Source organism: Nostoc sp., assembly GCF_036917515.1.
GTDB lineage: Bacteria > Cyanobacteriota > Cyanobacteriia > Cyanobacteriales > Nostocaceae > Nostoc.
The window spans coordinates 16476-43474 of sequence record NZ_JBALDE010000047.1; the positions used below are offsets into that span (position 1 = coordinate 16476).

At 39.1% G+C, this 26999-nt stretch carries 27 protein-coding genes; 9 read left to right on the forward strand and 18 right to left on the reverse strand.

Features of this window, described 5'->3' with window-relative positions; translation table 11 throughout:
- Window positions 1-29: 29 nt before the first annotated feature.
- From V7K89_RS05750 to V7K89_RS05775, 6 genes are all read right to left on the reverse strand, one after another.
- The gene (locus tag V7K89_RS05750) at window positions 30-1043 is read right to left on the reverse strand and encodes a hypothetical protein (RefSeq protein WP_335185171.1); all 1014 of its coding nucleotides are present in this window, start codon (window positions 1041-1043) and stop codon (window positions 30-32) included.
- A 138-nt stretch (window positions 1044-1181) separates the two neighbouring features.
- Window positions 1182-2219 (reverse strand): methyltransferase, encoded by a 1038-nt coding sequence (locus V7K89_RS05755; RefSeq protein ID WP_335185173.1) that lies wholly within the window; start codon window positions 2217-2219, stop codon window positions 1182-1184.
- A gap of 85 nt (window positions 2220-2304) precedes the next feature.
- Complete coding sequence (locus tag V7K89_RS05760; protein WP_335185175.1) at window positions 2305-3696, reverse strand: FAD-dependent oxidoreductase; 1392 nt, start codon at window positions 3694-3696, stop codon at window positions 2305-2307.
- A 131-nt stretch (window positions 3697-3827) separates the two neighbouring features.
- The gene (locus V7K89_RS05765) at window positions 3828-5465 is read right to left on the reverse strand and encodes a tryptophan halogenase family protein (protein WP_335185177.1); all 1638 of its coding nucleotides are present in this window, start codon (window positions 5463-5465) and stop codon (window positions 3828-3830) included.
- A gap of 199 nt (window positions 5466-5664) precedes the next feature.
- Window positions 5665-6732, reverse strand: a complete 1068-nt coding sequence (locus V7K89_RS05770; RefSeq protein ID WP_335185179.1) for an aminotransferase class I/II-fold pyridoxal phosphate-dependent enzyme — start codon at window positions 6730-6732, stop codon at window positions 5665-5667.
- Between the two features lies 1 nt (window position 6733).
- Window positions 6734-7858: a cupin domain-containing protein gene (locus tag V7K89_RS05775; protein WP_335185180.1), complete on the reverse strand. Its 1125-nt coding sequence runs from the start codon at window positions 7856-7858 to the stop codon at window positions 6734-6736.
- Between the two features lie 1006 nt (window positions 7859-8864).
- Here V7K89_RS05775 and V7K89_RS05780 point away from each other — a divergent pair.
- Window positions 8865-9041: a hypothetical protein gene (locus tag V7K89_RS05780; RefSeq protein ID WP_335185182.1), complete on the forward strand. Its 177-nt coding sequence runs from the start codon at window positions 8865-8867 to the stop codon at window positions 9039-9041.
- Window positions 9042-9132: 91 nt separating this feature from the next.
- Complete coding sequence (locus tag V7K89_RS05785; protein ID WP_335185185.1) at window positions 9133-9339, forward strand: hypothetical protein; 207 nt, start codon at window positions 9133-9135, stop codon at window positions 9337-9339.
- A 271-nt stretch (window positions 9340-9610) separates the two neighbouring features.
- Here V7K89_RS05785 and V7K89_RS05790 read toward each other — a convergent pair whose 3' ends face one another.
- The 3 genes from V7K89_RS05790 to V7K89_RS05800 all read right to left on the reverse strand — a co-directional run bounded on the left by V7K89_RS05790 (window position 9611) and on the right by V7K89_RS05800 (window position 10688).
- Window positions 9611-9979 (reverse strand): nuclear transport factor 2 family protein, encoded by a 369-nt coding sequence (locus V7K89_RS05790; protein WP_335185187.1) that lies wholly within the window; start codon window positions 9977-9979, stop codon window positions 9611-9613.
- Window positions 9980-10219: 240 nt separating this feature from the next.
- On the reverse strand, window positions 10220-10516 hold the full coding sequence (locus V7K89_RS05795) for a DUF6985 domain-containing protein (protein ID WP_442941594.1): 297 nt from the start codon (window positions 10514-10516) through the stop codon (window positions 10220-10222).
- Between the two features lie 4 nt (window positions 10517-10520).
- A complete protein-coding gene (locus V7K89_RS05800; RefSeq protein WP_335185191.1) occupies window positions 10521-10688 on the reverse strand; it encodes a hypothetical protein in 168 nt (55 codons plus the stop codon).
- 388 nt (window positions 10689-11076) lie between these two features.
- Here V7K89_RS05800 and V7K89_RS05805 point away from each other — a divergent pair, with 388 nt between their 5' ends.
- Window positions 11077-12642: a DUF4419 domain-containing protein gene (locus V7K89_RS05805; RefSeq protein ID WP_335185193.1), complete on the forward strand. Its 1566-nt coding sequence runs from the start codon at window positions 11077-11079 to the stop codon at window positions 12640-12642.
- A 153-nt stretch (window positions 12643-12795) separates the two neighbouring features.
- On the opposite strand, the gene V7K89_RS05810 is transcribed toward V7K89_RS05805, so the two are convergent.
- On the reverse strand, window positions 12796-13863 hold the full coding sequence (locus V7K89_RS05810; RefSeq protein ID WP_335185195.1) for a WD40 repeat domain-containing protein: 1068 nt from the start codon (window positions 13861-13863) through the stop codon (window positions 12796-12798).
- A gap of 212 nt (window positions 13864-14075) precedes the next feature.
- Between V7K89_RS05810 and V7K89_RS05815 the strand changes: the two genes are divergently transcribed.
- From V7K89_RS05815 to V7K89_RS05835, 5 genes are all read left to right on the forward strand, one after another.
- Window positions 14076-14321: a hypothetical protein gene (locus tag V7K89_RS05815; protein ID WP_335185197.1), complete on the forward strand. Its 246-nt coding sequence runs from the start codon at window positions 14076-14078 to the stop codon at window positions 14319-14321.
- Window positions 14322-14616: 295 nt separating this feature from the next.
- The gene (locus tag V7K89_RS05820) at window positions 14617-14994 is read left to right on the forward strand and encodes a hypothetical protein (RefSeq protein WP_292775463.1); all 378 of its coding nucleotides are present in this window, start codon (window positions 14617-14619) and stop codon (window positions 14992-14994) included.
- A 296-nt stretch (window positions 14995-15290) separates the two neighbouring features.
- Entirely contained in the window at window positions 15291-15797 is a 507-nt protein-coding gene (locus V7K89_RS05825; RefSeq protein WP_335185199.1) for a hypothetical protein, read from the forward strand.
- Window positions 15797-16321 carry a GNAT family N-acetyltransferase gene (locus V7K89_RS05830; RefSeq protein ID WP_335185200.1) on the forward strand — a complete coding sequence of 175 codons (525 nt, stop codon included), beginning with the start codon at window positions 15797-15799 and terminating at the stop codon, window positions 16319-16321. Before V7K89_RS05825 ends, V7K89_RS05830 begins: the two co-directional genes overlap by 1 nt.
- 235 nt (window positions 16322-16556) lie before the next feature.
- Window positions 16557-17336 (forward strand): photosystem II S4 domain protein, encoded by a 780-nt coding sequence (locus tag V7K89_RS05835; protein WP_335185201.1) that lies wholly within the window; start codon window positions 16557-16559, stop codon window positions 17334-17336.
- Between the two features lie 85 nt (window positions 17337-17421).
- Here the strand turns inward: V7K89_RS05835 and V7K89_RS05840 are convergent, their stop codons facing one another.
- The 8 genes from V7K89_RS05840 to V7K89_RS05875 form a co-directional block, all read right to left on the reverse strand.
- Window positions 17422-18198: an SDR family NAD(P)-dependent oxidoreductase gene (locus V7K89_RS05840; protein ID WP_335185202.1), complete on the reverse strand. Its 777-nt coding sequence runs from the start codon at window positions 18196-18198 to the stop codon at window positions 17422-17424.
- 419 nt (window positions 18199-18617) lie between these two features.
- Window positions 18618-19175 (reverse strand): hypothetical protein, encoded by a 558-nt coding sequence (locus V7K89_RS05845; protein WP_335185204.1) that lies wholly within the window; start codon window positions 19173-19175, stop codon window positions 18618-18620.
- Window positions 19176-19916: 741 nt separating this feature from the next.
- A complete protein-coding gene (locus V7K89_RS05850) occupies window positions 19917-20522 on the reverse strand; it encodes an exopolysaccharide biosynthesis protein (RefSeq protein WP_335185206.1) in 606 nt (201 codons plus the stop codon).
- A 99-nt stretch (window positions 20523-20621) separates the two neighbouring features.
- Window positions 20622-21524 carry a lipid kinase gene (locus V7K89_RS05855; protein ID WP_335185208.1) on the reverse strand — a complete coding sequence of 301 codons (903 nt, stop codon included), beginning with the start codon at window positions 21522-21524 and terminating at the stop codon, window positions 20622-20624.
- 547 nt (window positions 21525-22071) lie between these two features.
- Window positions 22072-22248 carry a hypothetical protein gene (locus V7K89_RS05860; RefSeq protein WP_335185209.1) on the reverse strand — a complete coding sequence of 59 codons (177 nt, stop codon included), beginning with the start codon at window positions 22246-22248 and terminating at the stop codon, window positions 22072-22074.
- Between the two features lie 49 nt (window positions 22249-22297).
- Window positions 22298-22714 carry an alternative ribosome rescue aminoacyl-tRNA hydrolase ArfB gene (gene arfB / locus V7K89_RS05865; RefSeq protein ID WP_335185211.1) on the reverse strand — a complete coding sequence of 139 codons (417 nt, stop codon included), beginning with the start codon at window positions 22712-22714 and terminating at the stop codon, window positions 22298-22300.
- Window positions 22715-22761: 47 nt separating this feature from the next.
- A complete protein-coding gene (locus V7K89_RS05870; protein WP_335185213.1) occupies window positions 22762-23016 on the reverse strand; it encodes an RNA-binding S4 domain-containing protein in 255 nt (84 codons plus the stop codon).
- A gap of 62 nt (window positions 23017-23078) precedes the next feature.
- Window positions 23079-23261, reverse strand: coding sequence for a hypothetical protein (locus tag V7K89_RS05875; protein ID WP_335185214.1), 183 nt, complete (start codon window positions 23259-23261; stop codon window positions 23079-23081).
- Between the two features lie 328 nt (window positions 23262-23589).
- Between V7K89_RS05875 and dpdE the strand changes: the two genes are divergently transcribed.
- Window positions 23590-26898: a protein DpdE gene (gene dpdE, locus V7K89_RS05880; RefSeq protein WP_335185216.1), complete on the forward strand. Its 3309-nt coding sequence runs from the start codon at window positions 23590-23592 to the stop codon at window positions 26896-26898.
- The last annotated feature ends 101 nt before the right edge of the window (window positions 26899-26999 follow it).

The following is a 26999-nucleotide window of genomic DNA, read 5'->3' on the forward strand; positions in this document are numbered from 1 at the left end:
ATCTGTAGCATTTGAGAAAATTTATTATCTTACCCAATAGGGTATTTTCCAATAATAGTTGTTTCATGTTCTTTTAAACCTAAAACTTCCATAGAACGTTTTATAAGTAAGCTAACTTCTTCACTTATGTCTAATTTAACATTGGCTACCCAGTTATTCAGTAAACTAAACCGATTTGCACCTATTTTGAGTTTTTCGTGTTGACCTCCTCTGCCAAGATTAATTTCTCTAATGCCAAGATTTTCAGCAAATTTATAGAGATGATATGTGTCTACAAGATAGAGATTGTGACCTTTTCTAATATTTTCTTGATCGATTCCCTGCACCAATTGATACATTTGGGAGCGACTTTGATCGATAAATGAAATAGAGGTTTGGATTGACTGTTGAGTTTCCTTATCTTTACGAATACAGATTAGTAAGTTTTCTCCTAACAGTGATTCTGATATATGTTTCAGAATAGAGTAACTATAAAAATTTAGAGCATGATTATACTTGTTAACGTTACAAGCATGAAGATGAGCAGTGGTTTGAAGTATGGAAGGATCTACAAGAATTTCATTGATGGTATAAAACTCAAGTTCATAGTCTCTTTCTGCCATTCTGACTAACCGCAGAATTTCCCGTAATCGTTTACCTCCTAATTGCGATCGCAGGTCTTCATCTACTCCATTATGAATCTCATAAGTTGCTTCAATAAACCAAGGAATTTTCTGAAATCCATGAGATTCTATAACTTTTGTATCAGCATTATTACGAACTGTGGGAATTATAAATTGATGTACATCTTTTTGATATCCCATCTCCAGATATTCTGTAATTTTTGATGCAGTTGGTACAGGAGTTGATGTGTTGTAGAAAAATCCTTCTAAGACGAGAGTGGGAGTGTTATCAAGGTTGGGAGTCTCAATTCCAAAACGTCGAACCCAATGCATAATATGGTTTAGCTGGATAATTGGTTCTTGAATACTATAGAGTTCAAGGAAAAGTTTCTGGAAGATATTTCTTGCTTCAGGGGTTTCAACAAGTGGAGCAAAGTTCATTGTGTAATACCGCGTTTCAATTTTAGATGGGGAATTATAGAGACGCAACTGCTAGTATTAAAAAAGCAGTAAATTATCCAATAATGGATTATTAATTACATCTCTATAAAGCATTTTCAACTTCCTAAAGCCAAAACTTTAAACAGGCAGTCCTTCAATGACGCTAAATCCAGAATAAGTTGGAATAATATTTATTAGTTGGAAGCCACTTGCATTGAACAATTGTTGATATTCTAGTGCGGTACGCTCACAGCCACCTGCTACTACTAACATTACCAGGTCATTAATCTTAGCAACAGAGGGTTTGTTGCCATCTGGTAAAACACGCTCGATTAGTAGCAGTTTGCCATTTTTAGCGATCGCCTGATGGCAATTTTTGAGGATTGTACGGGAGCGTTCATCATCCCAGTCGTGAATTACGCTCTTAAGAAGATAAGCATCTCCTCCTTTTGGCACTTCTGACTCAAAGAAATTACCAGTGACAACTTCGCAGCGTTCTGCAATACCTTCTGCCTCTAGAAGGCGTTGCGCTCCCTCAATTGCGAACGGTAACTCAAACAAGATCCCTGTCATGTGTGGATTAGCTTTCAAAATTGACGCAATTAGTAAGCCATGTCCTCCACCCACATCCACAATGCGATTGATATCAGAGAAGTTGTAGGCATGGACAACGGCGGTATGTACTTGGGTTGTCAATTGAGTCATAGCTTGGTTGAAAGTCTCGCCGGCTTCAGAGTTTTGAGAAAGGTACTCAAAATGTCCCATTTTATACATATTGTCAAAGGCTGTTTTACCTGTCATGACGCTGTAATGAAGGTCAGCACAGGCGCGATAAGGCTCTTCACCAAACAATATTGCCGCTGTGCGTAATGAACTTGGAGCATCTGACCGCAGGAGTTCTCCCATAGCCGTCAAGGTAAATTGGTTGTCGGCAATTTCATTGAATATCCCTACACTGACGAGGACGCGCATCAACCGATAAAGAGAACGGGGGTGCGCTCCAGTAGACTGCGCTAGTTGATCACAGTTTTTCGCACCGTCTTTAAGCAAGTCAGCAATGCCTAGCTTGGCTGCAACATAAATCGATTGCGAAGCAAAATATCCAGTTATTAACTGACGCAGTGCGACAGGAGTTGATTCTTGTTCAGAGACTGTTTGCTTTTGAATTTGTAACATCTATTTTTATCCGTATTTAAGGTTAGTTGAATTTTGTTTGGCTATATTTCCTCAAAGGAAATTTTTGGCTATGATGTGAAAGGCTTTATCTAGTAAATTCAAGTAAATTGGCAGATACTTTTTGTAATTCAACATCCCTAGAGCACATCAATTTATGAATAATGCTTTCTATCTCTGGGTTGTCAATTATTTGTTCAATTACCTTAATTTTTAGTAATTCATCAACAATTTGCTTTTGTTGCTTTTCGATTTCTAAAGCTTCCACATAAGGAATGTGAGTAAAGGCAATCAATGAATACAATGGGATATATCTTGTAGGATATAAGCGATTAATTTTCCTTTCTAATTTCTTTTGCAGTTGAAATTCATGATTTCCCACTAAATCCCGAATTTCAATGAAATGTTGTTCGGATAACATTCCCATCGCATCTGCATTGGGTCGGCGTTGCTGTTCGTATGCACGAAAAGTTTCTATCCAATTATCCCTATATTTTCCTACACATTGGTCGAAGATAGCGCAATCTTCAAAACCTGAATTTGCACCTTGTCCGTATGAAGGCCACATCGCATGAGCAGCATCACCAATTAATGCAATTTTATCTTGAAATGTCCAATGTGAGCAGCAGACAGTTACCATTGGAATAACAGGATTGCTAAAATAATCTTGCACAAGTTCTGGCATTTCTTGCATGGCATCAGGAAACATAGTTGCAAACAAATGTTGCAAATCTTGTTTATTTTTAATGGAGTCAAAGGAAGATTCACCCTCGAAAGGTAGGTGCAGAGTACAGGTAATACTCCCATCAATATTAGGAAAGGATATCAGCATATATTGACCTCTAGGCCAAATATGTAATACGTTTTTTTCGAGTGTCCATGCTCCTCGAGCAGATGCGGGAATTAGCAATTCCTTATTAGCGTGTGCTGCATAATGCTGTGAGTAGTCAAAGCGAGACCTTTGTTGCAATCTTTGGCGTACTGCTGAATATGCACCATCTGCTCCGATGATTCGATTAGCCTGGCGATGCAATATATTCCCCGTTACAGAATTTTTGAAGGTGATTGTTGTTGATGACAAATCAAGCCCTATACATTCTTCATTAAAGTGAAAATTGATTGGAAAGTTCTTTTGGGCATAATCTAATAATACCCGATTGAGTTCATTACGTGAAACTGAATATAAGGCTTCTTGATTATTGCCGTAAGGCTGATATTCCAGTTGTTGATTTTCTTGATGAATCAACCTGCCATATACTGGCACAGATATATTACGAACAATGTCACCAACACCAGCGCCATCAAGAGCTTTTAGCCCTCTATCACACAAGGTTATATTAATAGACCTGCCACGTTTGGGAGTGACCTCTCGCAGGTCACAGTTTCGCTCAAAAACTTCAACTGTATAACCCCTTTTGGCTAGATAAATTGCTAATAAAGAACCAATTAATCCAGCACCAACAATAGTAATATCTTTCATGTTGCTAGTCCTGATTTTTTAATTGTCCCGGAACTGAGAGATGGTAAGACAATCGATAAGTTTTAATAGTTTGAACTTACCTCTTCTAGTGCCAAAACTCAGCAAGGAAAATAAGATAAGTTATTTTTCATTTATGCGCTTTTAGCTTGCGCGTAAGTATGAAATTTCTGTTCAGCAAGATATTCCGACTGCTCTTGAGACTTGATGACATACGTTAAGTACTCATGCTGGGACGGCAACGTAACACTCAAGTATTCGGCTTTCTCTTTAATTGCATTAAATACAGACAGGGCATTTTGGTCATTGATTAAATCCAGAATTGGTAGACTGCTATTAGGCATATAATTTAAACCTAGCAACATCACAGAATAAGAGTAAGACTCGAAGCCATGATAATTCTGATTGATGTTTTTGTTGTTTGGCAATCTACTCTTCCATAGTCTCAACTTTTCACGCAGTTCTTCTGGGACTATAATATCTTCCTTACTAGCTTTCCAAAATGGTGTATCACATCGATCGCTAGCACAGTAATGAAGTGTCAAAAATTCCCGCACACCATCTATGCAATTAGCAACAGCTTTGTTATAGCTGCGGATCAAATCTTCGTTGAAAGATTTGTCCGGGAAGTGGCTAACTAATTCCTCAATTCCATGTTGAATAAAGAAGATACCGGTAGATTCTAGAGGTTCAACAAAACCACTAGAAAGCCCAATTGCTACGCAGTTTTTCACCCATGAATTTCGGTTACGTCCAATCCTCATTTTGATGTGAGTAGCTTTGCGATCGTCAGAAGCTGCTCCTAGATGCTCGCGAAATTCCTGCTCTGCTTCCTCTGGAGAAATAAAGGTGCTGGAGTAAACATACCCCGTGCCGACTCTGCCGTAAAGAGGTATGTTCCAAACCCAGCCAGAACTCAGTGCAGTTGCCGTTGTGTAAGGGTTGATGCCATCTTTCTTGATATCGGTGGGTCTTTGCATAGCGATCGCACTATCACAGAGCAACGACTCTGAAAAAGAAATGAATGGCTCACCCAGAGCTTTGTTAATCAATAGTCCACGAAAACCAGTACAGTCCACAAACAAGTCTCCACTGATAGTGGAATGTTTTTCGGTATGGATGCAATCTATGCTTCCTTCTTCTGTTATATCTACTTTTACTACATCATCAACAATCTGCTTTACACCTCTCTGCATTGCATAATCTTTCAAGAATCTGGCAAGCAGGTTAGCATCAAAATGATAGGCGTATGGATACTGTACCTTTAAGTTAGCCAGGATATTTTTTTCACCCTTATTCTCTTCAGAAAAAATATCTTTTACTTTATCATCAAAGACTTTGCCGTTCACATATTTGGGTGATTTTTTGTTGTCACATAGCATTGGGATTAAAAAGCAAGAATAATCGAATGCCTCCCGGTCTTTTTTCATTTTTAACCACCATTCGGAGACATCAAACCCATCTACACTGTCATATCTCTGGAAAGGATGATAAAAATGTCGTCCCGCTGCATTCCAATTCACAAACTTGATTGCCATTTTATATGTGGCATTACATTTTGGCATCCATTCCCGCTCTTGCAAACCAAGGAAATCGAAGAATACTTTGATAGTGCTAAATGTCGCTTCACCGACTCCAATTGTTGTGACGTTAGATGACTCAACTAGTGTAATCTGAACATTTTTACTGAGAGCTTTGCTGAGATACGCTGCTGTCATCCAGCCTGCTGTACCACCACCAACGATAACGATATTCTGTACATTATGTGACATGGTAAAAATTCCTCCAAAAGGTTTTTATAGTTGATTTTCAAGTTTAATAAATATTGCAGACATCCAATAAAGGTTAGTTGCATCTACACTTATTTCTTGATTTTTTTGTTTGATTACTTCTCTTATTATCTACAAGTCTCGTGGTGCTTTTTACGGAATCGCTTTTAACTTTTGTAGATAATATGTAAATTTGAATAACCTAAGAAACAATTTTTCTTAATATGCCAATAATTCTTTCATTCTCTTCGCGCACAGAAATTGAAATTCTGAGAGAATTTTTGATCTGAAAAGAGGTATCAGAGACGAGTGCATTTGCTTTGACAAGACTTTCATATACTATGCTTGAGTTAAAAAACTCAACCAGAATGAAATTTGTTTGACTGGGATAAACTCGCTTGACAATAGATATCTGCTCAAGTTCTAAATATAGGCGTTCACGTTCTGACTTAATTCTCTTGACATTGCTTTGAACCAGATCAAGATTATCAAGTACATCAGCGACAGCCTTTTGTGCAGGTAAAGTAAAAGAAAAAGGATCGAGCAGCAATCTCAAAGTATATAAAATTGAGGGTTCTCCGATTACAACACCAATCCTTAAACCTGCAAGTCCCCAAGCTTTAGAGAATGTACGCAACACTACAAGATTAGGATATTCTGTGATGAGTTTAATACTTGAGTCTTGTTCAGAAAAGTCTATATATGCTTCATCAACAATCACCAGTCCAGAGGATTGCTTTAGTACATCAATCAGCTGCTCTTGACTGAGAATGGAACTAACAGGATTATTAGGATTACAAATAAACGTTAATTTTGCTTTTGCAGCAGCTATAGCATCTGTATTCAGAGCATTCAAGCAATCACCAATCAAAGGAACATCAACAACTTCAATATCATATCCTAGTGCATAATTTCTATATGCTGGAAACGTAGGATTCTGAATGCATATCTGGTCTATTAGAGGTTCACAAAAAGCTCGAATTAGCAAATCAATGGCAACGATAGAGCCAGGAGTGAACAAGATATTCCCAGCAGAAAAAGATACTTTTCCATGCTGTATTTTGAGTTCTTCTATCAGATATTTTGCATATTTGGCCTGAACTTCAATCGGATTGGGACATGGATAAATTCCATATTCACTAGCATAAGGATTGGTATTGATACGTTCTGTTGTCGCCTTTCGATACCGTGCTATTGGTTCAGGTAGGGTAAGTTTTTTCAGGCTGCGCCTCGCTAGAGGATGCAGCGTTGTACTTGCAGAAATTTTCATTTTAGTAACTCTCTACAAGTTCGGCAATTCTTGCACACATCACATTCAACATGTCCCACCCTTCTTGTTGAATCTGTATCAGCCTGTCGTAGCTTCTCTGCTCAAGGTTCGTAAGTAATTCCAGCCCCATTACCTGATGTTCATCGTCTGCTTCATCATGAACAGCAAAGTATTTTGTCTGTTCAAAGGATGATATGTTAAGATTAGCAACCTTACTGAAAACACTCGATCCTACTTCCAGTACAAGGTGTACCAGTACAGTTTTTTCTGTACTGTCTAGGGTTAGCATTTTCCAGGCAAACCAGTTAGAAGTTGCCTCTAATATAGGATCCCATACAACCTTTAGCGCATCTCCTCTCTCGGCTGCCAGATTGTTGTTATGTCCGTATTCTTCATCTAAATGTTTGTTGAACAAAAGAGCAAACTCCCGTTCTTCTGTGAAAGCAGATCTAGCAAAAAGGATTTTTTGGAAAAAATTTGACCATACCTGAACACAATCAAAAAATCTATTTCTCAGGCGTTTATCTGCAAGCCGTCCACTTGTAACCAACGCAAACATTGGATTTTGCTTGTGGTCTTCACTAAACTGCTTGTTCCTTTGCAATAGTTTTGTGAAACCTGGATTGTACTCTTTTTTATGTAGTCTTCCATCAGCGAATTCTACCTGTGCTTCATTAGGATTTTCGTATAATCCTCTCCCTTCCAATTGAACAGAAAGCGCCCAAAAACCCTGATTTCCAGCACCTACAAAACCGTGTAGAGATCCGTTAGGGATGATCACAACATCACCGTCAGAAAATTCAGCATCAATCTCTCCCTGTATGCGTCCATGGCCATGACACATGATAATCATTGTTTTAATTGGATGGACATGACATGCAAGTTTTTCTAAAGGTTTAAGATGCACCCAAGCAAGAGAAACTCTACCTTCATTTGGTAGGAAGTCTAATAAATCTGAGTGTTTTCTAAAATCTTTGAGTATGCCAAGATTCTGCTCTATATTATCAATCAATACATGAGTGAGACTAGGTATTTCATCTCGACGAATGATTTTTATTTTTTCCCTTTGCTCTATTGGATAATTATATTTTGTCATGCTTTTAGTTGTTTCCATGCTATTAGCCATTTACTTATATTCTAGTAGAGCCTTGTACAAGGCTTTCATCTTTACTTCGTGACATTCTATAGTCTTATCAGCTGATTTTTAGATATTTATGCAATTTTTATAAAAATACCTTATTTACTTGCAATTTGCTGTATATCTCCTATTGTCCGTCATCATGTATTTGACAGACTACTAGTTTTTAATCCATCTTGCAACTAACTGATTACGCTTTCCGTTAAATTCATTTATCCAGATCATAGAGAGTTTAGTTTGAGTTGTTTTCGTATTCTGATTTAGAGACTTGTCTGACCACACTGCTAGCTGTAGATTAGGTAAAGATTTACTACAAGTACTTAAACCTTGCATAAGTTTATACCTTTGATTGTTTGATAACTAGTTAACTTGGTGTCTTCGTAACCTGAATCTAAATTAAGCTTTTAATAAGAAAAACACAGCCTGAAAAAGACTTTAATAGTATGAAGTCGAAAATAAAATTCAAATTGTTTGGTATTATTTAGTCATAAAAAGTCTGTTTTGTTGAAGAAGGTAGTTCTTGCTGGAGGCAGAGGGCAGGAGGAACAAATCAGAAGGTGATTCAGACCCCTTGCTACACAAGACTTTCAGGTAAAAGAGATTATTTTAGCCATAATGTTAGAAAATAAAGCTCCAAATTCAGTTTCTGTACCTTGTTTAGAAGTTGGCTGAAATTTTTCTTTGACCAGAGTGATGGAAGGAGGCTAACCATAATTTTGCCGCTTTTGAAATCATAACCAAGCTGCGGGTCAAGCCCAAAGGCTTGATTTACCGTTGAGCGATCGCAAGAATGGAGGCAGAGCATCGTCGCTCGTTTTTTCTCCAACTTCAGAAAATCGCGTTGCTCCCGAAGAATAGTTACTTGATATAAATCACCAAGTTTTCCAGCGCTTTTGTAATAGCAAGAGCACTATTTTATTGCCAATTTCACGCCTCGTCATTAGAACTAAAGGCTACGCCAAAGCACGGTGAAGTGCTATCTATAATCTTTATCATGTCTCAAGAAAATGCTGAATTGCTTGCTGCCTTGATGCGCCAAGAGGAACTACTCAAGCAGCTAGTCGCAGCAATCAATAAACCGAAACTGGGATTGCACAATGAAGCTGGCAGTTCCTCTCATCTACTGCAATCGTCACAATGGTTCACTGTGGTATACCCTAAACAACAGTGAAACAAGTGCGATTACCCAAACTGCCTTAAATGGATATCTAAAAGAACTGAAATTTGTGAAGTGTGAGCGCAGAGGAAAGGAAGTTTACAAGTTGCTGATTACAATTCAAGCAGACAGACCCTATATATTAGAAAGTGGGCATGAGACTCACTTTGCTAAATCTGTATTAGCCGCGATCTCAACTTTGACCCCACAACAATTATATTCTCCCATCACACTACAGCCGCAGCCAGGGATGACAGATGAAAATGTGTTGTTCTGTCGCGTATGGGTAGAGTCTATTCAAAAATTAGTTTAACTAGATAAAGCGTGAACGTTTGTTGTATTCGAGCGTTCGCTGTCTTTTCAAAGAGCTTTCGGCAATCACTCGTGAGAATCGATTGCTCTTAGGCGATCAACTACCCTCCATAAGAGCGATGTCTACGACGGGCTGCGCCTACGCTACTTCCTCTATCCCCAGATTTCCTTACTCACTACCCCATCACCAGCAACCATGTTCTGTGTGCCACCAAGGAAAAAGCTCAAAGTTGCGAATGCCATCTGTAATACGCTGGCTTATGCTGACCTGTTTATGAATCCTGAATGTCCATTCGTTGGATTAAGCCATTCTCAATAGTGTAAATATGCTGAACCATTTGGTCGCGGATCAAGTTTCCATCTAAACCCTGCACTACTTGATGAACATAGACAACTACTCGCCCACTCTCATCGGGTTGAAAGCTTGTAGGTTCAACATGAGGATCAATCAAGCTCCACTGACGAGTCCAGTAATCACGCACCGCCTGATGACCGCGAACATACCCGCCTTCCATACCATTAGCCCACTCCACATCAGAGTGCATCAGTGCAAGAACAGAATCAATATCACGAGTGTTAAAGGCATCATACGCTTTTGTGAGTAAATCCTGCTGTATTTGAATTAGGGTTTGCCCATTCACTGCTTTTTCTCCATTGCTTTGACAAATTCATCTTTGCCACTTTTAGCATTACGCTTATAATACCAGCAGATGTCCCAAATTAAAGTTGATAAAGTGGTTTAGAACATCTACTCAAAAATCAAGTTAACACTATCTGCATTCATGTTGCAGCCAAACAGAGGTCGTTCAATAGGCAATTGATACTTGGTTCCTCTGGCAGCGATCACAGTATATAAGCGATATAATTTTTACCGTCCTGTTTCACCTCGTCTTTTCTGCATCGTCTCCTACTCCATTGCGAAAGCGCACTTCCAAGCCGTGTTCTGGCTCCCAGTCACACTCAGCTATCAACTTAAAGGTAGCAATATCCAGGTCATACTCAACGTGTGGCGGCACATAGATATATGAGAAAGTGACCTGATCCCAAACCTGACTGGGATCAGCCAACAGCGGCATTTCCTGATCTCCAATCATGTCACAATATACATCATAATTTTGCAGCACAACAGGAGCAGTGATGCGTAACACATTAGGTGGTAAGGCTAGAGCTTGCCGAATAGCTTCACGCCCTTAGCGATGAAAGTTCCCCAATCTGCCCCTGTTCAAAATCCACACAAATCCGTACACGGCGATCGCCCAAAACAGCACATTGTGCTAAAGTCCAGTGGTTATCTTCGTTTCTTATCTGTCCAAACTCAGCATCGTAGTAACTCCTTGGGGATTTCATCATCGAATAGTACTACTTTTATTCATCAAAATTATGAAAATATATGTTGTTGATCTTTGTTCGTAGTTAGATATTCTTGCTCAGTCCCTTATCAGTAATAAAATGCCCATCTGCACAAGTTCAAATTTTATTTTGTGCAATCAACCAAAGCATTGGTGCATTGTTTTTCTGACATTAATCCTTGATTTGGGCCGACAGCAAGCTCAATACTTTTTCTGACAAATCCATCAAATTAACACGCTTGGGCTTCCCTAGTGACTCCAAAAACTAGTGAAAATTTTACTTTGAAATTAGAGTCTTTATTCCATGCTTCTGGGATTATATCCATATTACATTTTCCCAAAAAGTGGCAGAATTTCTTCATGATGAAAATATTAAGTCGAGTTAGCTGATGACAGTACTGGCACCTATCCTTGAACAAACTGTGGGTAAGATTCGCTTTTCTGTAGATGATGTCAAAAGCGCACAGGAGCGATTACTTGTAAAAAATGCGAAATTTCAGTTAGAGAAGCAATTAGGGAAACAACTGCTGGCATTTAGCCATAATGATACGTTTGAGGTAATTCCAGACCAAGGTATTCATTCGCTGGCGCTTGCTGTTCACACTGCCTTTAGTGAACACCACTCGTTACTGTTAACACCTGACATTATTTGGATAACATTATCACAAGGATTTGCTCAACATATTAACAATCATGCAGAAACATTGCGGTCGCGCTTGGTTAATCACCAGGGGAAACAACAACTGATAGTTAAAACCCGACAAATACCCAGCCATCCCCAGCACTGGAGTCAAGCAGTTCAAGAATGGGCATTGCATATCCGCGATTATGTAGGAGCGGATCTATATCAATTGCTAGAGTGTAACTTTAGTACTACAACACCCATTACCCACACAGCTAGCCATGTCGTAATGATGAATGCCTTCCAAAAATATTTTGACTACGTAATGTACTGCGTGTGTGGCATTCCTGAGATTACGCTGTTGGGTACTGTAGAAGATTGGCAAAGTATCAGCGATCGCGTTCAAGTCATTGCTGAGTATGATTTAGACTGGTGGACTGCTCGTTTAATGCCAATTTGTCGAGAATTTGTGGAAACGGCTTCAGGCAGACCATCACTAGAGTTTTGGCGCTGTATCTACAAACCTGAACCTGTTTATGGTGTTGAATTAATTACTGGCTGGTTGACAGATTTGTTCCCTTATATTACGCATTCAGTAACTAAAACTCCCTCGGTGAAGAATCCCGTTTTAGAAATTGATCGCTGCGAACTTCCGAACGCGTCATTATCTGAATCATTATTTTTCAAACAAATTGCTCATGGTATTTCTCCTGAATGCTTGCCTTTGGGACTCTCTCAAACTCCATTCCAGCTCATAACGCCAGATGGACAAGAATATTCTCTAGAACTACTTGCTGGTTTCATTGGCGTTCATCAAGATTCCAAAGAGCAAACTTTACAACCCGAAATTGGCTGGGCTGTACGTGAACGTAATAATAACTTTGCACAGTTACTCGACAAAATTCAACAGCAGCACATTACACAAGCGCCTATTAATTGGTCGGAATTTTATCAAAACGTTTCTGATGCAGTTCCCAAGGAACATATTCAAATCCTGGAGCGATTTGATGGGGCCATACTTTATGCTAATAGCGGTCATTCTTGGCAAATTCCAAAGTTTAATTCTGGTAAAACCTACGAAATCCCTGAGCCAAATTCTTTGTGCTATGATGCAACCCACCTAATTGATCTCGAAGATGGGCGCTGTATTGCCTATGTCTTTAACTTTCGCAAGAACGAATGTTTGATTCTTTTGGGCAAGCAGACTTTAGATCATAATCAGCTTCAAAATCCCATAGTTATTGCTAAGAGCATTCCAGAACTCTTTGAACATATATTTCAAGTCCAAGGGCGATATTATTTTGATGATTCCAATTTCGTCTGGGAGTCTTGAAACACCAACATGAGCAACTCAGAGAGATTTTGCATCAATTATTAAAGTCGAGTTTATGAACAACCAACTAACCAGATAAAAAAAGCTATACGCCAAAAGAAACGCCATGTCCAACTTAGAAGTTCCCATGTGCCAAGAATAGGGCTAATGCAGTTATTTAATTTGCCAAATATGTATAATGCTATCCTCATTGCTACTAGCAAGGGTTTTACCATTTGGACTAAGAGCAAGCCCTAAAACAGAACTGGAACCATCTTGAAAGGTGTGCAATATTTTTAAAGTCTCTAAACTCCACAGTTTAATAGTGCCATCATAATTGCCGCAAATCAAAATTTTTCCATCGGGGCTGATGGCAAGAGATTCAACTGAACTAAAATTATCAGTAAACTCATGCAGCAGTTTTCCAGTTTTAAGATTCCATAATTTCAGAGTACTAATTGCACGATTTCGAGAAACTAGCTGACCAAAACTACCAGTAACAAGCTTTTTGCTATCTGGAGTAATGGCAATAGCATCAACTCCGGTTTTGTGTCCTTTAAGAATATGGCGTGTTTTTTTGGTTTGCAAATCAATCAGCCTAATTGTATTATCATCGCCACCCCCAGTACTTACAAGGGTTTGCATATCAGGGCTAAATGCAACTTTACTCACAAATCCTGAGTGTGCAGTAATGGTATCAAGCAGCTTAAGCGTGTGTAAATCCCAAAGCTTGATTGTGCCATCGTCACTGCCACTAGCAATCAATCTACCATCTGAAGTAATCGCAACGGTTTCTACTGGTTGGGTATGCCCACTTTCGCCCTTTAGCATAAGGAAAGTACGTAAATCCCAAACCTTCATTGTTGGGGTGCTTATCCCACCAGTTACAATCCGCTTACCATCTGGACTAATAGCTACTGAAGTCACACCATCTGAGTGAGCGTCTAAACTACGCAACAATTTTCCAGTACGTAAATTCCAGAATTTAATTGTATCATCTCTACCCCCACTAATCAGGGTTTGCCCATCTGAGCTAATCGCAACTGCTCGAACACCAAAAGTCACTTTTTTATGTCCAGTTAGTGTGTGAACAAGTTGAATCTCTGTTTGAGACTGAGTAATTATACTATTGCCTGTGGGAAGACTTGAATTAGAAGAATGTACATCAATGACAGTGATGTTTACTGCAATCGCTAAAGCTATAATGACTAGTCTGGATTTGAGAAAATTCAATAATTTCATGGTGCCCAGGAACGCAATTACATCACATGGTTCCCATTTGATGAGGCGCGATCGCTTATACAGCGAATTGCAGGTTCATGAAGTACAGTAGCAACAGTCTGTAAACCAGTTTTTTATATGAACAGATAGAGGGTAGTATTCCTCCTGCTCTCACCAAAGCGCTTGATTGTTGAAGAGCAATCAAATTTTTTATTGATTAGCCAAGTATATAAATGACCTGCACAGCCGTTCAAACAATTCTTCTAATTGAAAATGATCGAGTTACCCTCAATCTTTACTTAAAAGGTCTTCAGGCTAAAGGTTTTAATGTTATAGGTGTTGAAAACGGTCTTGTAGGTATCCAGCAAATACAAGAGTATTTACCTGACTTAGTAATTTATCGATGGTTACACTGTTCTAACTACCTTACACCAAAATACTCAAACAACACATATTCCCTTGATTTTCCTGACTGCTAGCACTGCTAGATGTTTTTGTGAGGTTTGTATTGGACTTAACACAGAAGCGCTATAGTCAAATTTGGACTAATACCATTTCTTTGTGAGGCTGCGCCAAACCTTTTTAACTTCTTCTTTCTTTGTGTCCTACCCTGCAGGAAGCCACTTCGTGTTTATGCGTCCTTCTCCCAAGGGGAGACGCTAACGCGAATGCGGTTCGTTTTTCTTTCTCATCCTTAAATATGGTTTAGCCCATCTTCATACAGAATTGGTATAACATAACTGAGTGTTTGATCGCTTGCCTTGTCAAAGACTCATGACTAAAGTAACATCTCAAGAAATTGCACAGTTTCGCTCTCAATTGGCAGACGATCCTAGCGATATGGAAGCACTGGATTTAATTGAAGACTGTGATGGAGATTTGGAAGATGCAGCCATGACGCTAGCTATCCGAGCAGGACAACAACCAGAAAGAGCAAATTCTGAGTGGTTAGATGCCTTGGCTAGAAAATGGCGTGTGGTCATTTGTGAACAAGAATATCGAGAAGATTTGCTTAATACTTCTCTTGTGAAGATGATGGAACATCTAAAAACAACGCCAACATTTCCTAAGATTTTAGCAACGCCAGTTTTGCTATATGTTCTCAAGCAGGGCGTAAACAATTTTTGTGAGCCACTAGATTTGCTAAAATGATCAGCCCGCATTTTAATCGTGAGATTAAAATTCGCGGCTACCCGAACATAGACGCAAAGCGGCTTCAAAACCCTTAATCTGACCTTAGTCTGTGTAGACAGACTAGTTTGTGGGAAGACTTTCACTGCGTTTGTGTAGTCCTTTTAGTGCTTTGGTGCAATATGTTAGCCTCTTAACTCCGATGTAAGCCTTGGAGTAATTCAGGTGTATAACTTCTAGTCATGCGAGGTTCAATCCACCAGGACTGATACGCTGTTAATTAAGGCAAAACTTCTATTAGACAAATTGTAAAATCAATGAATTACCTTGTTGCCGTATTACCAGACCGCATTCAAGCCGAAGCTGCTTACTTAGCTTTAGAAAAAGAAGGCGTCAACAGCACTATTTTGGGAAGAGGGTATAAAACGGCTGACGAGTTTGGCTTAATTGACCCCAAAGAGCAGGCTAAAAAGCAAGCAAAACAGATGGCAACCTGGCTGATACCATTTGGCTTTTTTGCAGGTTTTACATTTAGCCTCATTACTGGTTTAGATACTTTTGCTTGGGCGGGTGAAGTTGGCAATCACATTGTTGGTGGACTGCTAGGTGCTGCTAGTGGTGCAATGGGTGGTGTGTTTGTCGGTGGCGGAGTCGGTTTACTTATAGGTGGTGGTGATGCTTTACCTTATCGCAACCGCTTAGATGCGGGTAAATACTTGGTTGTCGTTCAAGGTTCTGAAACTCTTACTCGCCAAGCAACCAAAATATTACGTCAGTTTGATCCAGAAAATATCCAAGGTTATGCTGATATAAGTAGTGTGTAATGAATCATAGTTTACACTTCACGACACAGCGACTTGAGTTGCTTCCCTGTTCTTTGGAGGTGGCGCAAGCCGTTGTGACAAGAAATAAACCCCAAGTAGAAAAGCTTTTGGGGGTATGGGTTCCTGATGATTGGTATGCATCTGAAGTGCTAGATTTTTTTCCAATGTATGCTCAGATGCTAGTAGATGATCCTTCCCAGTTGGGTTGGGGTATCTGGCTAATGATTCACATTGCTGATTCTACCCTGATAGGTGATTTGGGATTTGGTGGCAAACCCGATCGCACAGGAACTGTAGAAATGGGTTATGAAGTCCTATCAGCTTATCGCCAGCAAGGATTTGCTTTTGAAGCAGTAGAAGCACTGGTCGATTTTGCCTTTACTCAGCCAGAACTTAAGAGAATTATCGCTCATTCTCCAGACGATCATGTTGGTTCGATTCACATTTTAGAAAAACTGGGAATGCAACAAATTGCTAAGGATGAAAATCTGCTGAAATGGGAATTAAAATTAGAATCAAGATAGTTTTAAAGAGGCGAATGGGGCATGGGGGAGCCACTGCGGTCTTCTCCCAAAGGGAGAGGCTAGCGCCAAGGGGTCTCACGCCACTCCCCTCAAGTCGGGAAACCCGCCCACGGGGGTGGCTCCCCAAGTAGAGGAGGCAGTGCGGTCTTGGGGTCTCCCCAAGTGGAGTAACTGCCGTCAAGTGGCGTCATTGGTAAAAGATAAATGACAAATGACTAATTCATAATTTTTAAGAATGTTGCCACGAGAAGAACTTTTAAAAGGTGTTGAAAATCGAGATAGTGTAGCTCGTGCAATCGACCAAGCAGAGCAAGCGATCAAAACTTGGGAAGTGGTTTTGACAGATTTTCTATCTCCACCAGAATTGGCAGAAATTCAACGGGTATTTAATCGATTAACAGAAGTGCAATTGGTGGCGTGGGGTGGATATCCGCAAGCTGAACGCCAAAGAATAGCGATCGCTCGTTCAGAACTTCCGTTAGATCGATCTCAAGTCAGCCTTATAGCTGTGGAAATTGCAGGTAATTTCCTGTTTGATACCGCCTCTCACCGCGACTTTTTAGGCGCAATGTTAGGGACGGGAATTGTTCGTGAAAAAACGGGAGATGTAATTGTCTTAGGAGAACGAGGGGCGCAAGCAATTGTTACACCAGAGTTGGTGGAATTTTTGTCAATGAATCTCAAACAGGTGCGATCGGTTCCTGTGAAAACTCAGCAGATTGAGCTAACTGAATTAAAGGTTCGAGAACCCAAGAAAAAAGAATTAACTACTGTGGAGGCTTCTTTAAGATTAGATGCGATCGCATCTGCTGGTTTTGGTATGTCCCGCAGCAAAATGGTTGATTTCATCGATGCTGGTGATGTCCGCGTCAATTGGAAGGAAGTTACCCAAGCTAGTTCTCAAGTCAAATCAGGCGACTTAATCGCCATTCGCTCTAAAGGGCGTTTAGAAGTTGGAGAAATCGCCGTCACAAAAAAAGAGCGTTACCGAGTTCAATTAACAAGGTATATGTAGTAAGTGAAGAGTGTGGAGTTTTAAATACACTAGTTTATTTTACTCCTAACTCCTAACTTATAACTTCTAAATATATACTTAATACTTAAGCTTTAAAGTGTTTTGCTAACATATTCAGTAAAAGTTTGCGCGGTACAAGTCGAGATAATTTGCTTCTAATTTGAGTACTACTATTAGAGCTAATAACAGTTGGATAGCCTTTTTCTAAAGCCTCTAAAGATTCCAGAACCACTTTTTGGGAAGAATACACCTTATCTGTACTGCTTGCCAGTGCTGGAGGAAAATTAGCTTCTGCAAAAAAGTTTGTTTCTATTGGCCCTGGACAAGTGACTAAAATACGGACACCATACTGATAATTTTCTGCCCATAACGCTTCACTAAAGCTGAGAATAAAAGCTTTACTAGCAGCATAAACAGAAAGGTATGGTATCGGTTGAAATGCGGTAATAGAGGATACGTTAATAATACTTCCAGAACGACGTTGCCGCATTAATGGTAGAAATTTGTGGGTTAAATCTACCAATGCCAAAATGTTTAATTGTACGATTTTAACTTGTTTTTCTCCATCCCCTTCAGTAAAATCACCATAAGAACCAAAACCAGCATTGTTGATTAATAAGTCAATGGTTAATCCTTTTGCTTTTGTGGCATCAAATACACTAGACGCTGCATTAGGTTCTGTGAGGTCTTTGACTATAACGTCTACTTGAATTTTGTGTTGTTCTTGTAGTTGTTTCGCTAATTGGCTTAGTTTCTCTTCAGAACGAGCAACGAGTACAAGATTTGTCTTGCGTGCAGCTAGTTCTTGAGCAAAAGCTTTACCAATACCACTAGAGGCACCAGTAATTAAAGCAGTTGGCATTCTACATATTCAGATAGTTTTTAATCACTTATAAACTTTAGCTATATTAGCCATCAGTTTTAACTACCCAAAGTGATATATTCAAAAGGATAAAAGCAACACTTAGGACAGCCAAATCTGAGTGGAGTAAGCTTTCACTCAGAACTTCTTATTGCCTAAAACTTGACTTTTGTCAACTATATGAATTTTCCAAATATACCGATATGGAAGATTCTTAAATCTTCTTCATCTGTATATTGAATAGACGAGTCGATTTTTTATGGTAATTCTGCCTCCTTATGCGACCACTCAAATACAAATTTAGAGTCCAAATGCTTAAGGCTAGAAAATATCTGCTTCCATTGGCTTCGCCGAATTCGATTTCCCCACCTTAATAATGATTTTGCTCATGGCGATTCAAATTCACTTTGAATTGCTAATTACCATTTTTCAGACCAATAGATAATTTCTGAGGTGGAACTATTAATAGCAACGCCGTAGCTATCTCCGTGATTCCACTTAAAGCCAGCTCTACCTTTGTCATCTGCATTTAATACTAATATTTCATAAGTAGCTGGAAAAGATTCTGTAGGAGAGTCACTAGTATAGAAGAAAGTTGTCGGCACACCATTCGGTTGATTTATATGGTCGTTTGTGTTGCCACCTCTATACTTGTGCTTGGCACTATTTCTGTATTGTGAAAGTAATTTTTCTATCTTCTTTTGTGGCTCTTTTAACCTAATTTGAAAAAAACTACTTCCTTGCAAAACTTTGGGAGAGTAAGCAATACGAACGTCTTTAGCATCAGGAGGAATCTCATTAGGAAAATGTTTTACTTGGTCATTATCAGACCATAGTTGATTACGAATTTCTTTATAGCGTGATGTATCAGTTATAATTTTAGGCTCACTAGTACTGTTAAAAGTTGTTCTCAGAAAAAAGCTTCCCCCGACAATACTAAGACTAGCAAGAGCTAATAGAAATTGCGATCGCTTCATCAAGTTGAGTGTGTCTAACTTTCATAGTCATATACCCAACTAATAAACTAAATTCGTACTATTACGGATATCGAATCAGAGATATTAACAGAAACTTTGTGTATTCAGAGTAAAATGGGGATAATTGTAAAATTAATGTGAAGTTGATCAATAATTACCTAGTCAAATACCGTAGGCACTCCTCATTGAGGCTAGTACCCAAGGCAGAAGTCAAAAGTCAAAAGTCAAAAGTCAAAAGTATTATGGAATAAGCTTTTTAGGGATTTTAAATGGTTACTCTATTTACGCCGTGGCGTACTAATACTACTGTTGTAGCTAACGAAATCAATTTCACAGTCATCCATTTTTTTCAATTCTTCCTGATGCAGCAATAACTAAAGCGGATATATAAATAGTAGATGCACCTTAATTAAATCACAGTCTTCAGCTTTTAGTTGAAGGCTTTTTTTTATTGCTGATACTTTTTTATCCAAGAACAAAATAAATTTACTTAAAATTTTAATTTTCCCGGATATAGCAAGAAATAAAGCGGATTAATAAATGGTAGATGCACCTTAATTAAATCATAGCCCTCAGCTTTGAGTTGAAGGCTTTTTTATTGCTAACAATTTTTCATTCAGGAAAAAATAAAGTTTTTCAAAAGTATAATTTTTCCGGATATGGTAATAAATAAAGCGGATTAATAAATGGTAGATGCACCCTAAGAATTTACAGCCCTCAGCCAAAAGCTGGAGGCTTTTACTATTTCAATATCGATGGCAGCAAACTGGGAGCTAACCACACTGCATAACCAATAAATCCAAACAGCAAGGTAATTAGGGCAGTAATGCCGTAGCTGATGCAAATTAATAAACCGTCAGATTCGATGGTGGCAACAGTCAAAAGTAAAATACCGATAGTAGGGATAGGATTTGTAAACGGAATTGGTAATATTAGTAATACTGTTAATAAAGAGATACAAAATCCATTAATTCGCCAAACTAAAGGATTATAAGCTATTTTTGCTAATCGAGGTCGGGCGATTTTCTGGAAAACTTTGGTAAGCCGTCCCAAATTTTGCAAAAGTAACTGGGCGAAGGAACGAGGAAATTTATAGTTAGCGATTCTTTTCGGTAGCCAAGGCGATCGCCTTCCTAAAAGCATTTGCACTGACAACAGTAAACAAGCACCACCAAATGGGCCAGTTAATCCCGGTGGCATAGGAAATAAAAAAGGCAAAACTAATAATGTAATTACCAGGCTAAAGCCCCGTTCTGAGGTTTCTGTCAGAATATCACCTAGAGTTAGAGGTTGTTCAGCTAGGCGCTGCAACAGGGACTTTATATCTTGAGAAAATCTCAGATGCATTTGGCGTGAGTTGATGCGAGTTCCCACTTTGTAGTAAAGGAAAATGAGGAAGAATAACTTCTAATACTGCCAATTTTAGATTTTTGATTGAAAGAAAATCTAAAATTGAATGACTTTTAACTCCTGCTTTGGGGGGGGTACAAAAACAGCTATAGCTTTAGGTATAACCCGAAAATGAGCAGGTGTGTATGTAGTGATTTCACCATCTGTATTAATAGGGCGAGGTTTGCGAGTATGTACCTCTATTGCTTGACCTTGATGGGAGCGTACACTCTGCCAATGTATATGTCGCCCTCGTCGCATTGCGGGTAGTAATAATATAACCTGCCACCAGTGTTCAATCTCCAAGCTATAAAGGTCTAGTCTTTGATCGTCTATTGTGGCATCGTCAGCTACTGCCATACCACCACCGTAATAGCGACCGTTACCAACAGCAATTTGCACTGTTTTGACGCGAATCAATTCACCGTTGATCGCAATCTCTGCTGTAAAAGGTCTGGCTTCCAAAATCACTTGCAATGCAGTGGCAGCATAGGCAAATACTCCCCAACGGCGCTTGACTTCTTTAGTAAGTCGTTCAGTGATTTTGACACTCAATCCCATACTGGCAACATTAAAAAAGTGCTTGTCATTCACACAACCCAAGTCGATGCGGTGTAAATATCCATCTGCAATAATTTTGCAAGCTTCGTTGAGGGAATTTGGGATCTCCAAAGTTCTCGCTAGATCGTTGGCAGTTCCCAGAGGCAAGATTCCCAAAGGTAACTGAGTCTCAATTAAAGCATCTACTGCGGCATTTAGAGTACCATCTCCTCCGCCAATAATTACCAAGTCAACTTGATGCTTATAACGAAGTATAACTTCAGCAAGATGTTTGGGATCTTCTGTAGACTCCTCAATTAAATAAAAGCCAAGTGTTTTCAGATATTCAATCGCTTCCGACAGACCCTTTTGGCCTTGGCGAGCATGACGATTTACTAATAGCAGTGCGCGGGAACTCATGGTTAGTACCTTTTGTAGTTGATATGTCCAATTATCCGCATCTATGTATTCTGCTTGAAGTTGACTATAAAAAAATGTTTAGATTGTTATGAAAGTTATCAAAAATTCATTTTCCTAATATTTATTATATTGTGACTACTAATTTTTAATTTTTATTTTTTTTTAGTTTAACTCTACTAGTCCTCAGTGTGTTTATCTTCAACAAATATAATTATTACTCACCAGATAAATGAATTTTAGGTATTTTTATTTATAAAAGAGAAAATTACTCATTATATATATTAATTCCTGCTGTGACAGATAGAAAACTGTCTTTGCTAAAGCGATGCACCTTAGAAGCCAATACTTCTCGCTTTGTACATTTTTCATTCGGAATCGGGTTTTGGAAAAAGGATGCTGGGTTTGGATTAAAGGTTTTTCTTTCCCCTTTTCCCCGCCCCTTATCCTCAGAGAGACCCCTACCTTGCCCTTTTCCCCTTAACCAAGAAGTATTACCTTGGAAGCGGCTTTTTCGTAGAAATCCCTATCTTTATTTTGAATTTTGCTTTTATGACTTTTTCGGGTTAGTGTTGCCACCAATAATTGCTTGAAACGTGTCCCCTAGTAAAAATAAGAACGCCGCAACTAACACTACAAGCATTAAACTAGCAAGGGCAGCAAAGGGAGAGATGATAAACAAGATTAAAAGCGCAAACACCAATATATTTAGTAATGTTTTATTCATCTTTTTTCATCTTTAATAATACGTGCATTTTCTATGAATAACAGATAAATCAACAATCTGTCACCTGTCTTCTGTTAGATTTAACCTGTGCACGCTTACTTTTGTGGTCAAGACGCTTTCTTTGAGAACTGCGAGTTGGTTTAGTGGGTTTGCGTTTGATTGTCACGACAACTGCGCTTTGAATGAGTTCTTGAAGTCGTTTCAAGGCTGACTCACGATTGTTCTCTTGGCTTCGGTGTTCCTGAGCTTTAATTACAATTACTCCTTCTTGATTAATGCGTCGATCGTTGAGCTTTAAAAGCTGTTGTTTATAATAATCGGGTAATGATGAAGCTGCAATATCGAAGCGCAAGTGGATCGCGGTAGAAACCTTATTTACATTTTGGCCTCCTGCTCCTTGGGAGCGAATCGCAGTAATTTCAATCTCAGTCTGTGGGATAATAACTTTGTTGGAAATTTGCAGCATTGCTCACAAGGCAAAAGAGAAACTTGTAACTTTAGGATAAATTTTCTTTACTCGGTTTGCTTGGCTAAATCTATCATTACATCTGGATCTTCATTGTTGTTCAAATTCACTTCTAAAGTCTGTCCTTGGATTGTTACTTTATCGCCTGGTACTAGTCGCCGTCCTCGTCGAGTTTCTAGCATACCGTTTACTTGGACATCGCCACCTTGAATCATCAGCTTGGCTTGACCTCCAGTTGGCACTATACCCATCAACTTTAAAAATTGATTTAACTTAATTGTGTTGTCTCTAATTTTCTTCATAGTAAATAAATGTATACAATCTTAATTGTATCGTGGCCTTCTCAAGCCAAAGCGTAAATCTGTTACACCACATAATCAGCTAAGTACAGCATTTCATTAATTCGTAGCAAATTAAATTTGGTCATACCCTGCAATGCCAATGCCTCGGCAAACAATGCCAATACCTCGGCAAACAATGCCAATGCCTCGGCAAACAATGCCATTGTATCGGCTGACAATGCCAATGCCTCAGCAAACAATGCCATTGTGTCGCCCTGCACTTAACAACGTTGTGCTTTTACGCAAAAACTTTACTGATAAATGTGAATTTACACCAGTTTTCATTTAATTGAACCGTATATGTTGTAGAAGCACAGCAATGCTGTACCTCTACTGTGTGGTGTATTTACCTGAAAATTGTTAATTTTATTAATTGGCTGTGGTGGAGCGACGCTGAATAGCCAGTGGTAGATATCGCTCTCACAAAAACTGTAATACCAGTTTATTATCTATAATGTTAATCGATAAAACTGCCAGATATGGGCTAAAAACTAGTCTGGAAGGTTCTTTTAGTGTGTTCAGGGGACTGGATCTATGATTAAGCTTGGTTTATTGGTACAGTCCCAGAATAACTCTTTGGGTATCGGAAAAGTTACAGAAATATCTGATACCAATGCAATTGTTGAGTATTTCTGCTCTATAGGGCAACGTCTCCAAAAAACTTTACCTTTAAATTCTCTTTCTCAAGTCAAGCTGGAACCCCAAGCTCGATGCTATATTAAGTCCCAAACTCAGGATAAATGGATAGTTGGCAGAGTTTTTATCTGGGATGATGATACAGAAATGTATCAAATTGATTTACCAGATAAGAAAACTACGATCGCATATGAAGAAGACATTTACGTTCGTTGTAATCTACCAAATACAGACCCTATCCAAACTCTGGCGATGAAGGGTCACGAAACGCCTTATTTCCACGACAAAAGATTGGCTTTCGTGAAATCTTTGATTCAGCAACGCGCTGTGAGTCGCGGGATGACGGGACTAATTTCGGCAAATATTAATCTTTATCCTCACCAAGTTGAAGTAGTACGGCGGGTACTGGAAGACCCAATTCAACGCTACTTGTTAGCAGACGAGGTGGGACTCGGAAAAACCATCGAAGCGGGTGCGATTCTGCGTCAATTTCTTCTTGATGAACCGAAAAAAGGTGCGGTGGTGATAGTTCCGCAATATTTGCTCAAACAATGGCAAACTGAGTTAGAAAACAAGTTTTACATCTCCCATTTTCCTAAACGGGTAGCAGTGCTGGCGGTTGAAGATATCCATAAAATCAACTTGAAAGCTAAGATAGGTTGCTTAATTTTAGATGAAGCCCATCATATTGCGGCAATGGCGACCTCTAAGGATGCAACAGTGCGCCAGCGTTTTCAGACTTGCAAAGAACTTGCTCATAAAAGCGATCGCTTACTTTTATTATCTGCCACTCCGGTTCTCAATCACGAGCAGGATTTTCTGGCAATGTTGCACTTGCTCGACCCGACAACCTATAAACTGGGCGATTTAGCAAGTTTCCGCACCAAAGTTGAAAGCCGTCAACAAATTGGTAAACTTCTACTTTCTTTTAAAGAAGATGCAGAATCAGAAGTTCTCAAAAGCAACTTGCAGCAATTACGAAACCTGTTTGCGGAGGATGAGTATTTACTGAAGCTGGCGGATGATTTAGAAAATTTACAAGCAAATTCTACCAAGCAAGAGCAAATCGTCCAAGCGATTCGCGTCCATGTCAGCGATATCTATCGACTACATCGGCGAATGCTTCGCAACCGTCGCGCTGCCGTGGAAGATGTGATATTTGACCGCAACTTTACGCCAAAAGAAGAGTATGATTTAGACGAGCGATCGCTTGATATCCACGAACTCCTCAATCAATGGCGGAGTGTTGCTCCTGATGAAAAGCAATATCAGCGAGTTTTTCTGCTGTTATTTCTTGCTGCTGGTACTTGGTTAGGGATTTTAGAGCAGGTAATTACGGCGCGTTTAACAGCGAAACCTCATGCTAAACTCATCCAAGAATTTAAAGAAGATGATGTTCGCCTATTAACTACAACCCCCAAATTTTCAGGGGAAGAAGAGATTCTCCAATCCTTACTAAAAATTGTTCGTCAACCTCAAGAGGACGGACAACGGACGGAAAATTTGAAAACAGTGTTGCTGAATCAGCTAGGTACATACTTCAAAATTCCTGCAAACGTTCGCAAGAATCAAAAGGAATTCATCACAAGAATACAGCAGAGAATTAAGAGACCAATTACTGGTGACATTCTGCCCAAATTTGTTGTATTTACCAGTTTTGTGCAAACTTGTGGCGAAATTGTCCGGTATTTATCTGATACCTTTGGTGCCCAGACAATAGCTAGCCATCAATTTGGAGAATCAGCAGACAAGGTTGAGGAAGGCTTAAATAGGTTCAAGAATAACCCAAACTGTTTTATTTTAGTATGCGATCGTTCTGGAGAAGAAGGACGTAACCTCCAGTTTGCCGATTGGTTAATTCATTTTGACCTTCCTTGGTCGCCTAATCAATTAGAACAGAGAATTGGCAGACTTGACCGCATTGGCAGCAAAATTGGCATCCAATCTAGTGCCTTGATTGGCCCCTACTTGGAAGATAGCCCTCACAATGCTTGGTATAAAGTATTAAAAGATGGGTTTGGTATTTTCCAACAATCAATTGCTAGTCTCCAGTTTTATGTCGATGAGAAACTTGCAGAATTAGAAACAGTTTTGTTTCAATCAAATGCAGCTGGATTGTTAGAGATGGTTTCACTAATTCAAGAGCAAATTGAAGCAGAAATAGCCAAAATTAGCGAACAAAATGCTCTAGATGAAATTGATGCAAACGATGAAATTGCTACCGAGTATTTTCAAGACCTAGATAATTACGATGCTCGTCATCTAGAAATTAGGCGAGCAATTGAAGGCTGGATTTGTGACGCACTGGGATTCAGAGGACTCAATAATCCAGATTCATCAGAGATACGACGTTATCAACCGACAACGCGGACATTGGTTCCGATAAATGAGTTAAAAGACCGTTTTACTGAGAGTTATCTAGACCAATTTGGTACTTATAATCGCAGAGTGGCAAACCAGAATACTGGTGTTAAACTCTTTCGAGTTGGCGAAGGATTTATCGAAGCACTTTTGAACTATATCAACTGGGATGACCGAGGTGAAGCCTTTGCTCTGTGGCGCACTGATACTTCTTGGGATGCAAAAGAAGGAAAGGAGTGGTTCGGTTTTCAATGTAATTATGTAGTCGAGGCAAATTTAAGAATTGCCAAACAAGTTTTACTAGATAACAAACTAGATAATTCTCAATTCAAAAACTTGCAGCGACGGGTTGATGCTCTATTTCCGCCAATTATAGAAACTATCTATGTTGATGGTCGCAAAGAGCCAATACGGGTTGTTGAGGATAAAGCGCTCTTAAGTATCCTGCAACGTCCATATAAAGATAAAAACAATAATCAAGGACGAGATTACAACTTAGCAAAAGAGCGCTTAGGAATTCTTGACGATTTTGTTGATCCTAGTAAATGGGAAAATTTTTGCTATCAAGTGCGTAACACTTCTTCAGAATTACTTTCCAATCGTCCCGATTTTATTGCTTTATGTCAAAGTTGTGCTAAAGTCGCCGAAAAGAAATTAGCCAATAGAGTAGAACAATTACGCCTACGTTTAAATCAGCAAAGTTGGGATAATGCATTAGCTGAAGAATTGAAGATAGAAACTGCTTTAAATGCAGCCATTCTAGAGGGAATTCGCCAGCCGCTTCTGAGGCTTGATTCTGTGGGTTTTATTGTTGTATCGGGGCGATCACTTGTGCAATTTGAGTGATATTGTGTGCAATTAAATAGCTTTGGTAATCCTAATTGAAAGCTTGAGATCCCCGACTTCTTTAAAGAAGTCGGGGATATTTTTATTTTGGTGTTACTGAT

Bases quoted from the DNA above. Each gene is read 5' to 3' on its own strand.
- V7K89_RS05750 (WP_335185171.1), bottom strand. From the start codon at position 1,043: ATGAACTTTGCTCCACTTGTTGAAACCCCTGAAGCAAGAAATATCTTC.
- V7K89_RS05755 (WP_335185173.1), bottom strand. From the start codon at position 2,219: ATGTTACAAATTCAAAAGCAAACAGTCTCTGAACAAGAATCAACTCCT.
- V7K89_RS05760 (WP_335185175.1), bottom strand. From the start codon at position 3,696: ATGAAAGATATTACTATTGTTGGTGCTGGATTAATTGGTTCTTTATTA.
- V7K89_RS05765 (WP_335185177.1), bottom strand. From the start codon at position 5,465: ATGTCACATAATGTACAGAATATCGTTATCGTTGGTGGTGGTACAGCA.
- V7K89_RS05770 (WP_335185179.1), bottom strand. From the start codon at position 6,732: ATGAAAATTTCTGCAAGTACAACGCTGCATCCTCTAGCGAGGCGCAGC.
- V7K89_RS05775 (WP_335185180.1), bottom strand. From the start codon at position 7,858: ATGGCTAATAGCATGGAAACAACTAAAAGCATGACAAAATATAATTAT.
- V7K89_RS05780 (WP_335185182.1), top strand. From the start codon at position 8,865: ATGTCTCAAGAAAATGCTGAATTGCTTGCTGCCTTGATGCGCCAAGAG.
- V7K89_RS05800 (WP_335185191.1), bottom strand. From the start codon at position 10,688: ATGATGAAATCCCCAAGGAGTTACTACGATGCTGAGTTTGGACAGATA.
- V7K89_RS05805 (WP_335185193.1), top strand. From the start codon at position 11,077: ATGACAGTACTGGCACCTATCCTTGAACAAACTGTGGGTAAGATTCGC.
- V7K89_RS05810 (WP_335185195.1), bottom strand. From the start codon at position 13,863: ATGAAATTATTGAATTTTCTCAAATCCAGACTAGTCATTATAGCTTTA.
- V7K89_RS05815 (WP_335185197.1), top strand. From the start codon at position 14,076: ATGACCTGCACAGCCGTTCAAACAATTCTTCTAATTGAAAATGATCGA.
- V7K89_RS05820 (WP_292775463.1), top strand. From the start codon at position 14,617: ATGACTAAAGTAACATCTCAAGAAATTGCACAGTTTCGCTCTCAATTG.
- V7K89_RS05825 (WP_335185199.1), top strand. From the start codon at position 15,291: ATGAATTACCTTGTTGCCGTATTACCAGACCGCATTCAAGCCGAAGCT.
- V7K89_RS05830 (WP_335185200.1), top strand. From the start codon at position 15,797: ATGAATCATAGTTTACACTTCACGACACAGCGACTTGAGTTGCTTCCC.
- V7K89_RS05835 (WP_335185201.1), top strand. From the start codon at position 16,557: ATGTTGCCACGAGAAGAACTTTTAAAAGGTGTTGAAAATCGAGATAGT.
- V7K89_RS05840 (WP_335185202.1), bottom strand. From the start codon at position 18,198: ATGCCAACTGCTTTAATTACTGGTGCCTCTAGTGGTATTGGTAAAGCT.
- V7K89_RS05845 (WP_335185204.1), bottom strand. From the start codon at position 19,175: ATGAAGCGATCGCAATTTCTATTAGCTCTTGCTAGTCTTAGTATTGTC.
- V7K89_RS05850 (WP_335185206.1), bottom strand. From the start codon at position 20,522: ATGCATCTGAGATTTTCTCAAGATATAAAGTCCCTGTTGCAGCGCCTA.
- V7K89_RS05855 (WP_335185208.1), bottom strand. From the start codon at position 21,524: ATGAGTTCCCGCGCACTGCTATTAGTAAATCGTCATGCTCGCCAAGGC.
- V7K89_RS05860 (WP_335185209.1), bottom strand. From the start codon at position 22,248: ATGAATAAAACATTACTAAATATATTGGTGTTTGCGCTTTTAATCTTG.
- arfB (WP_335185211.1), bottom strand. From the start codon at position 22,714: ATGCTGCAAATTTCCAACAAAGTTATTATCCCACAGACTGAGATTGAA.
- V7K89_RS05870 (WP_335185213.1), bottom strand. From the start codon at position 23,016: ATGAAGAAAATTAGAGACAACACAATTAAGTTAAATCAATTTTTAAAG.
- V7K89_RS05875 (WP_335185214.1), bottom strand. From the start codon at position 23,261: ATGGCATTGTTTGCTGAGGCATTGGCATTGTCAGCCGATACAATGGCA.
- dpdE (WP_335185216.1), top strand. From the start codon at position 23,590: ATGATTAAGCTTGGTTTATTGGTACAGTCCCAGAATAACTCTTTGGGT.